A 12,157-nucleotide genomic window follows, 5' to 3' on the forward strand; every position below is an offset into this window, starting at 1 on the left:
GATTTTTTGTACTTTGGAGGTATGCCTACGACATTCACACCCCAACTCATCATTCCCTCCGGCACCATGAACCTGGATTTTTACATCCAGGGCCTGGGTGCCGTGGAGCTCCGGCGTTTTAGCGACGACGACGGGTCGATCCACGTATCAGAGATGTCGATCGACGGGACCCTTTTTCATTTTCACGAGGAAGCCGCCAACGGGAAGACGTTTCCGCCGGGGACGCACCAGGGCGTTACGACGATCATCGGTCTGATGGTGGACGACGTGGACGCCGTGATGGCCAGGGCGCTGGCGGCGGGGGCGCGGGAAGTGCACGCGGCAAAGGACTATGAATACGGTTACCGGCAGGGGGAGTTTGAAGATCCCCTGGGGCACCGGTGGTTGATCGAAAAAGTGATCTAGCTTTTTTGCGCAAGACCGGGGCTGCCCTGAAAATCCGCGTAGATCTCCCGGAACCCGATCATCTGTTGCCGCTCGGGGTCCCACACCTTTAGGCGGAGACAATCCCGCACATCCCGCGGGTGAAGGGAAGTGGTTTTGGCCGTTTGCAGTTCGGGGATCTCTTTCATCACCCGGGGCAGGCGATAAAAGGGAATCCGGCAATTGAGGTGATGGATGTGATGAAAGCCGATGTTCCCCGTGCACCATTGCATAAAGGGACTCATCTGCATATAGCTGGAGGACTCCAGGGCGGCGCCTTCATACGTCCATCCACAGCGATCTTTAAAAACGACGCCGGGGAAGTTGTGCTGTGCATAAAACAGGTAAGCACCGATGGCCTGGCCAAGGAAAAAGGGGAGGAATACACCCAGCAGCCATCCCTCGAAACCAAAGAAATACCAGATGGCCGCGGAGATCGTCCCGTGGAGGACGAGGGCAACGACGGAATCGGTGTGTTTTTTCGGGCTGGAAATAAAGGACCGCAGACACATGCCCCAGATGAACATGGTGAAGTATCCCAAAAGAATCGTCAGCGGGTGCCGGATGGCCAGGTAGCCCATCCGTTCCCGGGTGCTCATGGCCAGGAACCGCGTTTTGGTGACGATCGGGTAGGACCCGATATCGGCGCTAAAGAGTTTGGAATTGTGCTGATGATGATGGTCGTGCGACCTTTTCCAGATGCTGGGCGGCGTCAGGATGTAAAGGCCGAAAAAGGTCATCACCACTTTGGCCGCCCTGCTGTTGTGCAGGATGGTGTGGTGCTGGTAATCGTGGAAAATGATAAAAAAGCGGATGATCAGCAGACCGGTGGCCACGCTGCCGGCGACCCTGAGGATCAGCAGGGGCGCCAAAAGACTGCTCCACTGGGCGGCCAGCAACAGCAGCAGGGTGGATACGGTCTGGATCCAACTGCTCCGCGGGTCTTCCAGGGCATATTTTTTAGTAGAGAGGATCAGCTCTTTGCCTTGTAACATGTGTTGAAATGGTATGGGTTGTAGAATATTGGATTTACGTGACGGGCAGCGGGCGGCTATGTTTCCAGCGCTTGTGGGACCAAAGCCATATTTCAGGCTGGTCGCGGATGTCTCTTTCCAGGCGGCGGGTGTGCAACTCGGAGATCACCCCCTCGCCGGACGCGGCCGGGGCCTCGACCAGGCGCTCGGCATAGATGCGGTAATACCCGCGCCGCTGGCGTTTGACGGTGGCATAAACGATCGGGTAGTTCAACTTCCGGGCGATCGTTTCCGCCCCCATAAAAACGGGGGTATCCTGGTTCAGGAAGGTCATCCAATGGGCCCGCTGGGGCTGGGGGGTCTGATCGGCAATAAAGGCGGTGGCGGTCACCTTGCCTTTTTGTTTGACCATTTCCCTAAAGGTTTGTTCCATCTCGATGAGGCCGGTTCCAAAACGGGTTCTCATGGTATACATCAGCCGGTCGAACGCCGGGCTTGTCAACGGGTGGTAGATGACCGATAAAGGTTGGGGACAAAGGAGGCTAAACGTATTACCCGCCCATTCCCAATTGCCGTAGTGGCCCAGGACGAGGATCACGCTTTGGCCGTTTTTGGCGAGGTCCCGGAAGATCTCCAGGGCTTCGGGATCCATGGAACAGTGACGCAACATAGCGGCCTTGGAAATGCTCAGCGTTTTGAACATTTCCAGGAAAAGGTCGCACAGGTACCGGTAGAAGCTACCGGCCAGCTGGCGGATCTCCGCGTCGGACTTGTCCGGGAAAGAACGGCGAAGGTTTTTGAAAACCACGTGCTTCCGGTAGCCGATGACCCGGAAAAGGACAAAACAGACCCCGTCGCTCAACAGGTAAAGCACCGGGAATGGCAATAGGGACAGCCCGTACAGCGAGCCGTAGAGACAGTAATAGGATAAAGACTGCAACCGTTTGTTACCGGTCATGGGTTGAATACGCTGTTAAAAAGTCCTCCCATCATCCTGGGGACAATGGGCACAGGTCGCGGTATGGGTATAGGTGGGGTGGCTGGAAAGATAAGGAAATATTGCCGATCCGTAAAAGAAAAAGCCCCTGTGGAAACAGGGGCCGCTTCACCAAAACTAACTGCTTATGAGAAAATTGACTGCTTGCTTAATTTGATAAGTCAAAGGTAAGGCGAACTCTGTTAAGGGCAATGTTAAAGCGGGATCCTCACAGAGTTTTAACATAATGGTTACCTTGGCGTCATGTCGTACGCCGAATATCCGCCGTCGGAGCCGCTAAAACCTTTTGTGGATGCGTATTGGTTGCGGTTAAGCACGGGCCGGCCGGGGACACGGCGGGTGTATGCAGACGGTTGCGCAGACCTCATGGTGAACCTGGGGGCATCTATGGCCTATTTCGCCCCCAAAGCCAATACAGACAAGGCTATTGCATTGCAGCCGGGTAGGTTGTTCCTGGGCGGCACGATGACGGAATACGGGCTGTTGCAGACCGCTCCTGACACGGTACTAACAGGCATACGCTTCAAGCCGGGCGGGCTTTATACCCTATACCGGGTATACATGGAAACGGCAGTGGACGGCCTTGTCGAATTTTCCGATCCGGTGTTGCGCCCCCTGATGGAACTTATTCCGGACAGGAATACTCGTTTGGATGCCTACCTGGAGGGGCGGATACGGAAAACCCGCTATGACTTTCCGGGGATTTACGATATGCTTTGCGGTGAACCGCAGCCGGTGGCCGATCTGGCCTGCCGCTGCCACGTCAGCCCCCGGACCCTGGAACGGATCTTTAAACGGAATGTGGGGATCGCTCCCAAACAATATATCCGGATCGCCCGCTTCCAGGAAGTGCTAAGGCACCTTAAGAGCGCAGGGGAGGAAAGCCTCCTTAGGATGGCGTATGACCTGGGCTATCACGACCACGCCCACCTCACCAATGAATTCAAGCGGTATGCGGGCATCCTGCCCTCGGAATTGTCGCGTTTTTACAAAACCGGGATCAGCAGGGGGCAATACTTTTGATCTCCAAAAAGGTATGGGTATTTTTTTCATCGGGCTTTTGGCCGGCATTCTGGATGGGGCGGCCGCTTCACTTCTTGCCTGGACGCTTGCCAAACGGCCACCGGCCGCGGTATTCCGGTTTGTGGCCAGCGGCCTGTACGGACCGAGGGCGTTTAACGGGCGCTACATGGTGCCGACGGGGGTAGCGCTCCACATGGTCATTGCCTTGGCATTTACAGCAGCCTATTTTGGTCTTTGTACCCTTTGGTCCTGGCCGTTACAACACCCGGCAGGCGCTGCCGTTAGCTATGGCACGGTCGTCTGGGTCATCATGAATCTGGTGGTCATCCCGCTGTCGAAGACGCCACCCAGGCCTATGCCGCTATGGTTAAAGGTGATCAACCTGGTGATCCTGATCGTCGCCATCGGCGCACCCGTCGCCTGGGGTGCACGCTGGTACTTTAAGGCGTATCTTTAGCGGTATGGAAGGGTATACCGCAGACAAGGTGTTTGATCAGGTGGACTTCGGACAAACAAACCTGGAGACCGGGCATTTTGAGCAATGCCGGTTTGACCGCTGTGTGTTCCCGGACCTGTCCAGCCGGAAGTTTTCGGAGTGCGTCTTCGACGGCTGCAACCTTAGCCTGGCCGTGCTGACCAACACGGCGTTCCGGGATGTGGCGTTTAAACGGTGCCGGATGTGGGGACTTTTGTTCCATCACTGTGTCAAGTTCGGTACCTCCTTCAGCTTTGAGGATTGCAGCCTCAACCATTCGTCTTTTTTTGGCACCAAACTAAAGGGCACGCTTTTCAAAGACACGCAGCTCCACGAAGTGGACTTCTCGGAAGCAGACCTGACGGAGGCTGTTTTTGACAACTGTACGTTGACAAAGGCTAATTTTCACGACACCCTTCTCACGAAGGCCGACCTGCGGTACGCCTTTGATTTTGTCATCGACCCGGAGTACAACAAGGTGGCAAAAGCCCGTTTTTCGGCAAAGGGGCTGGCAGGACTTTTGCAGCGGTATGGGATCGTCGTGGATTCCTAAAATTGTCTAAATTAGCGCCGGAGGCACCCCTGGTGGTTCCTACACCTAATCGAGCGCTTGTGAAAATATGTAGGCCCATATTATTGATTGTCCTATGTTTATCTTATCCAGTACTAGACGCCTGCGCACAAGGTCTGCAATTTGCTTCCGAGGACAGCCTGCTCACCCAAAGGACATCCCTGCACGTTTTTGGCCCCGAGCCTCCCCTCTTCAGGGACCATCTTTTGATCGATTTTGATCTTTCCCTTTGGGACAACTCGCACCTGGGGTATATTTTCAACCTTTCGGACAACGACAATTCGTACAGCCTGAGCTACCTGTATATGAACGGCAAGGGTACGCTGAACTTTAACATCGACCGGAAATGCAATAAGATCGTGATCCCGCTGTCGGGTGCCCAGCTCAAAAAAAAACACTGGCTGACCTGCAGGATCGACCTGGACCTCACCGGGGACCGGGTGACCATCCGCCTGGACAGCACCGTGTACCGGGCGGATAAGCTGGGTTTTAAAGGAGAAATGACGGCCAACCTTGTTTTTGGCAAGAATCAATACTATACGGAGGTCCCCAATATGGCCATCCGGAACCTGGAGGTCGCCGATGACCGTCGCCGGTATTTTTTTCCCCTGGATGAGTGGAGCGGCACCAGCATCCACGACAGCAAGGGCGACGTCCGGGGCTTTGTGGAAAACCCGGTCTGGCTGATCAACGCCTCTTATTTCTGGAAGCCGGTTTTTACCCAGGCCTTCAGGGAGGTGGCGGGGTTGAATTACAATCCCCTGGAGCAGGACCTGTTTATTTTTACAAAGGATTCCCTGATCCGCTACCGGCCCGGGACGCAAAGACTGTCATCCCAGACCTATACGAACCCGTTGCCGGTTCCCCTGGTCCTGGGCAAAAGCATCGTTAATATCCCCCGGAACAAGTGCTATGTCTACGAACTCTTCGATGTAGCAAAAGGGATGCCCAGCATGGCTTCCCTGACCTTGGACAGCAACCATCTGACGTGGGAGACCGTCGGAAAGGCAACCCTGCCCGGCCAGTTGCACCACCACAACGTGTTTTATGATGCGCGCGAGGACAGCATCTACCTCTTCGGAGGCTATGGGACCTATAGCTATCACAATGATTTCCTGCGGTATGGCGACTCCGGCTGGCAAAAGGTCCCCTTTACGGGGGATACCATCAGCCCGCGTTTTTTTGCGGCCACGGGTCCCTCTGACCGGCCGGAGGAACTGTTGCTTTTTGGGGGCTATGGGAACGAATCGGGCAGCCAGGTGGTTGGAGGGAAGCAATACTACGACCTCTACCGGATCAACTTACGCACGCATACCGTCAAACGGTGCTGGACCCTGTCGGCCCCGGGCAAGGATGTTTTCGTACCCGCCAATAACCTGGTGTTGTCGGCGGACAAAAAGTATTTCTATGCGCTTTGCTATCCCCACGAGGTGGCTAAAACCGAACTGAGGCTGTACCGGTTTTCGATCGCGGATGGCGCCTACGAAACGGTCAGCGCGCCCATCCCGGTGACGTCCATGCGGATCGAAAGCGACATCAACCTCTTTTACAGCCGCGAGACCGATGAATTCCTGTGCGCGATCCAGGAGTTTAACGACCGCCGGAGCTCGGTCATCCGCTTGTACACCCTGGCAGCCCCGCCGGTCGTCACCAGTACCTACCTGCGGTCGCTCCATCCCCCTGTCCGGCGGTGGGGGATACTGATTTGGGGGTTGGCGCTCGGGCTCGCCACGTCGCTGGGTTGGCTGTTGGTGCGGCGTTTCAAAAAGCCTCCCCTGGCGTTGCAGCCCCCGGCTCCCGCTCCGGTGGAACGCGACCGGAACGCGGTCTATATGTTGGGCGAATTTGCCGTTTTTGACCGGGAAGGGAAGGACATCACACACCTTTTCAGCCCGAAGATCAAGCAGTTGTTTGTGTTGATCCTGCTCCACAGTAAGGAAGGGAAGGGCATTTCCTCCAAAAAGATTTCGGCCAAACTCTGGCCCGAAAAGGACCCGGCCAAGACCAAAAACATCCGGGGGGTCACCTTTAATCACCTCCGGAACATCATCGGCGACATCGATGGGATCGAGCTGTCGTTTTTGAGCGATACGTATACCTTTCGGATAAACGAGCCTTTTTTTTGCGACTACACCTTGGTTGACGATGTCCTCCGACACCAGGACGGCAAGGGGCAGGACCCCTTCCCCCTGATGGCGCGCGGTCCCCTTTTGAAAGACTTACCGGAATCCCTCCTGGATCACTATATATCCGACTACGAGGAACGATTGATGGCGTTCCTGACCCCCGAACTCCGGAAATTGTACGAAGCCAGGGATCTGAAACGGGCCCTGGGGGTCGCCCGGTTGATCCTGTCCATGGACGCCTTTAACGAGGAGGCGCTGCGGTACCAGCTCAAGGTCTATAAACGACTGAAGGGGCTGGACTATTCCAAAAAGGCCTACGACCAGTTTACGGAGGACTATAAGCGGTCGCTGGGTGTTGCCTACCATGTCAGCTTCGAGGGGTTAACCAATTAAATCCCCCGTTAACCCCCTTTTTAACCCCTTTTTTAATACCCCCGGGGGTATCATTGGCACCTGACCAAACCATCAAACTAGTTCTTATGAAGAAATGTACGATGCTTGCCAGCATCCTCTTATTCAGCTTAACCGTTTTTGCACAAACCGTCCCCAGGAGCGGGACGGTCCTTGACGAAACAGGAGCCCCGCTCGTGGGGGTTTCCGTGTTGATCAAGGGGACCAAGGAGGGCACGGTCACCGACGCCCGCGGTAAGTACACCATCCAGGCCGCCAGGGGGGCGGTCCTGGTATTCAGCTACGTCCATTACGGGACCCGGGAAATCGCCGTGGGCGACGGGAAAACGATCGACCTGAGCCTGTCGCCGGTGGGTGCCAGCCTTAATGACGTCGTCGTGGTGGGGTATGGCACCCAGCGGAAGGGGTCCCTCACCGGGGCGGTGTCCTCGATCAATGCCGCGGACATCGTGACCACCAAAAACGAAAACGTGGAAAACATGCTCACCGGTAAGGTCGCCGGGTTGCAGGTGGTCCAGAACACGGCGGAGCCCGGTGATTTTGCCAACAATATTTCGATCCGGGGGATGGGGAATCCACTGATCGTCGTCGACGGGGTCGAAATGCCGGATTTTACGGTGACCGGTAACAACGGGGACAACAGCGTGGGTTCCAGCAACATCCTGACACGGCTAGACCCGAACGACATCGAAAGCGTGTCAGTGCTCAAGGACGCCAGCGCTTCCGTGTACGGGGTCAAGGCCGCCAACGGGGTCATCCTGATTACCACCAAAAGGGGGCACGCGGGGACCCTGCAACTGAGTTATTCCGGGACCTACGGTCTTCAGGTGCCCTCCGGTCTGCCCAAACCGGTGAACGCGATTCAATACATGACCCTGGTCAACCAACTGGCGTTGCACAATGCGAACGGGGGGATCCCCGTCTATACCGCGGCCGATTTTGCCGCTTATGAAAACGGGACCGATAAAAGCACCGACTGGTACGACGCGGTGTTCAAAAAGTCGGCGGCCCAGCAACAGCACAACCTGACCGCCACGGGGGGCTCGGAGAACATGACCTACCTGTTGAGCGCCGGGTACATGGACCAGGACGGCTTTTTGCAAAGCAACGACCTGAGCTACAAACGCTACAACGTCCGTTCGAACATCACCAGCAAAATCGGCAAAAGGATCACGGTCAACCTGAACCTGAGTGCTATTATGGACCAGAAGGACGCGCCGGCAGAGTCCTTTTGGTGGACGGTCCGGGAAACCTGGCGGGAGTTGCCGGTCCAGACCATCTATGCCAACAATAACCCGCAATACCTGACCAACGGGATCGTCGACGGGGGCAACCCCGTGGCCTTTATGAATTCTTCGGTCAACGGGTACAGCACGCTGAACAACAAGTTTTTCAACGGGGCCATCAGCCTCGACTACCGCATCCCCTACATCGACGGCCTGACCTTTCGCGGATTTTTCAGCTACAACTACCAGGTACAGGACAACAAACTTTTCCAAAAATCCTTTAACCTGTATACCTACAACGCGGCGAACAGCACCTACAACGCCACCCTGAACAATTCGCCCAACTATGTCCAGCGGCAGTTTTACGAGTATCCGCAAAATACGGATCAGTTGTCGCTCTCGTACAACCGCACTTTTGCCGGGGCGCACAACGTGGGGGCGCTGCTCCTGCTGGAAGGCAATGCCCAAAGCGCGGACAACTTCGCCGCCTACCGCCAGTTGTCTATACCGGTCGACCAGATCGTCGCCGGGAACAGCGCCCTGCAAAACGCCACCCAGGACGGAGGAAATACGGCCCTGTACAACTATGCCACCAACTCCCTTGTGGGCCGGGTGACGTATAATTTCAAAAACCGGTACCTGGCGGAATTCAGCTTCAGGGACGATAAGTCCTCGAAGTTCGCCCCCGGGCAGGGATGGGGTTTTTTCCCATCCGGTCAGTTGGGCTGGAGGGTATCGGAAGAAAATTTTTGGAAAAAAATGTCGGCCCTCTCCTTCATCAACAACCTAAAACTTCGCGCCACCTACGGGGTGCTGGGGGACGACGGGCAGCTCTACTACCAGTTCCTGTCGGGGTACAACTATCCCGCTTCGGGCAACAACAACCAGCTTCCCAGCGGGTCGGTGTTTAACGGTTCGTTTATCAATGCCGTCCAAAGCACCGGTATCCCCAACCCCAAAGTGACGTGGGCCACCGCGCATACCCTGGACGCCGGGTTGGATTTTGACGCCTGGGACGGCATGCTGGGCGTGTCTGTGGATTATTTTGTGCGCAACCGTTCGGGTCTCCTGGCTACGTCCATCCTCCAGGTCCCCGAGGTGCTGGGGGCATCGCTGCCGGAACAAAACCTCAACGGGGACAGGACCCGGGGCTTTGACTTCGAGGTCACCCACCGGAATCATGTCGGCAAATTCAACTACTTCGTCAAAGCGACGTTCTCTTATGCCCGGACGATGAACACCACCTACGCCGAAGCCAAACAAGGGAACTCATACCTGGACTGGTTGTACAATCAGGCCTACCGGAACCAGGGGATCCAGTGGGGCTACGGCGTAAGCGGGCAGTACCAGAACTACGGCCAGATCCTCAACAGCCCGATCTTTGTCAGCCGGGGCACGGTCGTGGGCGATTACGAATACCAGGACTGGAATGGCACCGGGGTGATCGACGGCAACCAGGTCCACCCGATCGCCTATGGCGGCAATCCCAACGGTACGCCCATCCTCCCGCTGATCACCTACGGCTTTACACTGGGCGGTTCATACGACGGATTCGACGTGTCCCTCCTGTTCCAGGGGAGCGGGATCTACAATGTCTCGTACATCGAACAACTCAACATACCCCTCTGGGGAGGCGGCAGCGCCCTTTCCCAGTTTATGAACGACTGGCACCCCGCAGATCCGACGGCCAACCCCTACAACCCCAACACGGTTTGGGTATCGGGTCAGTATCCGTATACCGGCACCACCGCCGCGACCAACTCCACCGCCAACTTTCAAAATGCGGCCTACCTGCGACTCAAAAGCGCAGAGCTGGGGTATTCCCTGTCGCCAAAGCTGTTGCAACACGTAGGGATCAAGGGCGTACGGGTCTTCCTGAGCGGATACAACCTGCTGACCATCACCAAGGTCAAGTATGTCGATCCCGAGCATCCCTCGGGCACTTACGGGTATCTCTACCCGCTGGACAAACTGTACAACGTCGGTCTTAATGTCAAATTCTAACGCAATGAAAAAAATTCTTATAGTCGTTTTTCTTTTAACCGCCTGCCGGAAACTGGATATCCCTCCCATCAACATCATCCAGGACAGCGACATCTTTACCTCCAGCCAGGGCATCCAGGCCTATATGGCCCGTTTGTACAGCGAGCTCCCCATGGAGGACTTTCGCTATTCGCCCGCCCGGGGGATCAACTTCTTTTGGATCATCAGCCCTACGCCGGCCACCACGGGTGAGGCCCTGAGCCGTGACCAGACGGGTGCCATGCAGGAAAATTTCGGGGGCTGGAACTGGGACATCTGGGGCGGCTCCTATACCACCATCCGGGATTGTGACTATTTCATCCAGACCCTGCCCACTTATGCCAGTAACTTTTCCTCCGCCCAGGTCAGCCAGTGGCTGGGCGAGGCGTACTTTATCCGGGGGATGACGTATTTCGGGCTGGTCAAGCGTTTTGGCGGCATACCCCTGGTCAACAAGGTGCTCAGCTACGTACCGGGTGAAAGCACCGACAGCCTGCAAATCCCCCGGTCCTCCGAAAAAGCCTGCTGGGACCAGGTTGACGCGGACTTTACGTATGCCATCAACAACCTGCCCGCCGTCAACAGCGACGACGCCGACGGCAGCCGGGCGAACAAATACGTAGCCGAAGCCTTCGAATCCAGGGCCATGCTGTACGCCGGTTCCACCGCGGAATACAATACGGTCACGCTTTTTGACAATGCCCACAACCAGCTCTGCGGCATGCCCGCCACCGACGCGGCGCCGTATTTTCAAAAAGCCTACGCCGCCGCCCAAACGCTCGACGGGGTCTACAGCCTCTACCTGACGTCCTGGTCCGCCACCGACCCCAACGCCCAGTACCAGAACTTCGTCAATCTTTTTTCCGACGCCACCAGCAAGGAAAATATTTTTGTCCGGGAATACCAGTACCCCAATTCCGTCCATGGCTATGACGCGTATAACGTTCCCCGGCAACTCATCGGCCCCAACGGGTACTCGGCCGAAGTCAACCCCACCCTGAACTTCGTGGAGATGTTCGGCGGGCTTCCCAAAAACCCGGACGGAACCCTGCAAACCCTGGATGCCTCGGGGCACTACCTGCTTTACAACAACACGATGGACCTCTTCGCCACCGCCGAACCCCGGTTAAGGGGCACCGTTATCCTTCCAGGAGACCAGTTCAAAGGCCAAAACATCGAGATCCGCCGCGGGATCTATACCGGTTCGTCGGCCGGGGGTATCCCCCCGCTCCTGCCCGCCGGGTCAAGGGCGCAATACCCCACCGCCCAGCTCGTCACCTCGTCCACGGCCACCCAGACGCCCTATTCATTGCCCAACAGCACGCTCATGAACCCCGCCGGGTTAAGCGGTATTTTCACCGGCGACCAGACGTGCGCGATTTCCGGTTTTTCCGTCCGGAAATGGCTCAACCCCAACCTGCCCACTGCCCAGGTCCTCGAAAACAACGAGACCCAGACCTGGATTGAAATGCGGTATGCAGAGGTACTGCTCAACCGCGCCGAGGCCGCGATGGAACTGTACAACGCCCAGGGCGGTGCGAACTACCTCACTGACGCCATGAACGACGTCAACCTCATCCGCGCCCGCGCCGGGGCCACTACCTGGACCACGGTGGGGACCACTCCCATGGACACCGTCCGTTACGAACGCCGCAAGGAACTTGCCTTTGAGAACAAGACCTACTGGGACCTCAAACGCTGGCGGATTTTCGCCAAAGAGCAAAACGGGACCATCTACCGGATCCTGATGCCCTTTTATTCCTCCACCGCGGGTAAGTACTTTTTCGACGCCCGTACCGATGAACGGAACGACGTCTACACCTACGATCCCCGGTGGTACTATGAGCAATTGCCCGGGGGGGCTATTTCGAAGAGTACGAATGTTATTCAAAATCCAGGTTATTAAAAC

9 protein-coding genes are annotated in these 12,157 nt (G+C 56.4%); 7 read left to right on the forward strand and 2 right to left on the reverse strand.

Annotated elements, in window-relative coordinates:
- Nucleotides 1-21: 21 nt before the first annotated feature.
- On the forward strand, nt 22-405 hold the full coding sequence (locus EDB95_RS06620) for a VOC family protein (RefSeq protein WP_133991794.1): 384 nt from the start codon (nt 22-24) through the stop codon (nt 403-405).
- Here EDB95_RS06620 and EDB95_RS06625 read toward each other — a convergent pair.
- Together EDB95_RS06625 and EDB95_RS06630 are read right to left on the reverse strand one after the other, a co-directional pair.
- A complete protein-coding gene (locus EDB95_RS06625) occupies nt 402-1,418 on the reverse strand; it encodes a fatty acid desaturase family protein (protein ID WP_133991797.1) in 1,017 nt (338 codons plus the stop codon). The two genes, EDB95_RS06620 and EDB95_RS06625, sit on opposite strands and share 4 nt — an antisense overlap.
- A 34-nt stretch (nt 1,419-1,452) precedes the next feature.
- Nucleotides 1,453-2,355 (reverse strand): lysophospholipid acyltransferase family protein, encoded by a 903-nt coding sequence (locus EDB95_RS06630; RefSeq protein WP_133991800.1) that lies wholly within the window; start codon nt 2,353-2,355, stop codon nt 1,453-1,455.
- 282 nt (nt 2,356-2,637) lie between these two features.
- On the opposite strand from EDB95_RS06630, the gene EDB95_RS06635 reads away from it, so the two are divergent.
- From EDB95_RS06635 to EDB95_RS06660, 6 genes are all read left to right on the forward strand, one after another.
- Complete coding sequence (locus tag EDB95_RS06635) at nt 2,638-3,417, forward strand: helix-turn-helix transcriptional regulator (protein ID WP_133991802.1); 780 nt, start codon at nt 2,638-2,640, stop codon at nt 3,415-3,417.
- Between the two features lie 13 nt (nt 3,418-3,430).
- Complete coding sequence (locus EDB95_RS06640; RefSeq protein WP_133991806.1) at nt 3,431-3,874, forward strand: hypothetical protein; 444 nt, start codon at nt 3,431-3,433, stop codon at nt 3,872-3,874.
- 4 nt (nt 3,875-3,878) lie between these two features.
- Nucleotides 3,879-4,445: a pentapeptide repeat-containing protein gene (locus EDB95_RS06645; protein ID WP_133991809.1), complete on the forward strand. Its 567-nt coding sequence runs from the start codon at nt 3,879-3,881 to the stop codon at nt 4,443-4,445.
- 83 nt (nt 4,446-4,528) lie between these two features.
- The gene (locus EDB95_RS06650; protein ID WP_133991812.1) at nt 4,529-6,982 is read left to right on the forward strand and encodes a hypothetical protein; all 2,454 of its coding nucleotides are present in this window, start codon (nt 4,529-4,531) and stop codon (nt 6,980-6,982) included.
- An 86-nt stretch (nt 6,983-7,068) separates the two neighbouring features.
- Nucleotides 7,069-10,230: a SusC/RagA family TonB-linked outer membrane protein gene (locus EDB95_RS06655; RefSeq protein ID WP_133991814.1), complete on the forward strand. Its 3,162-nt coding sequence runs from the start codon at nt 7,069-7,071 to the stop codon at nt 10,228-10,230.
- Between the two features lie 4 nt (nt 10,231-10,234).
- Entirely contained in the window at nt 10,235-12,154 is a 1,920-nt protein-coding gene (locus tag EDB95_RS06660) for a RagB/SusD family nutrient uptake outer membrane protein (protein ID WP_211352055.1), read from the forward strand.
- Nucleotides 12,155-12,157 lie beyond the last annotated feature (3 nt).

It is taken from the genome of Dinghuibacter silviterrae, from assembly GCF_004366355.1.
Classification (GTDB): domain Bacteria; phylum Bacteroidota; class Bacteroidia; order Chitinophagales; family Chitinophagaceae; genus Dinghuibacter; species Dinghuibacter silviterrae.

Excerpts from the sequence above, each read along its gene's own strand:
- EDB95_RS06620 (WP_133991794.1), top strand. The coding sequence starts at position 22 with ATGCCTACGACATTCACACCCCAACTCATCATTCCCTCCGGCACCATG.
- EDB95_RS06625 (WP_133991797.1), bottom strand. The coding sequence starts at position 1,418 with ATGTTACAAGGCAAAGAGCTGATCCTCTCTACTAAAAAATATGCCCTG.
- EDB95_RS06630 (WP_133991800.1), bottom strand. The coding sequence starts at position 2,355 with ATGACCGGTAACAAACGGTTGCAGTCTTTATCCTATTACTGTCTCTAC.
- EDB95_RS06635 (WP_133991802.1), top strand. The coding sequence starts at position 2,638 with ATGTCGTACGCCGAATATCCGCCGTCGGAGCCGCTAAAACCTTTTGTG.
- EDB95_RS06640 (WP_133991806.1), top strand. The coding sequence starts at position 3,431 with ATGGGTATTTTTTTCATCGGGCTTTTGGCCGGCATTCTGGATGGGGCG.
- EDB95_RS06645 (WP_133991809.1), top strand. The coding sequence starts at position 3,879 with ATGGAAGGGTATACCGCAGACAAGGTGTTTGATCAGGTGGACTTCGGA.
- EDB95_RS06655 (WP_133991814.1), top strand. The coding sequence starts at position 7,069 with ATGAAGAAATGTACGATGCTTGCCAGCATCCTCTTATTCAGCTTAACC.
- EDB95_RS06660 (WP_211352055.1), top strand. The coding sequence starts at position 10,235 with ATGAAAAAAATTCTTATAGTCGTTTTTCTTTTAACCGCCTGCCGGAAA.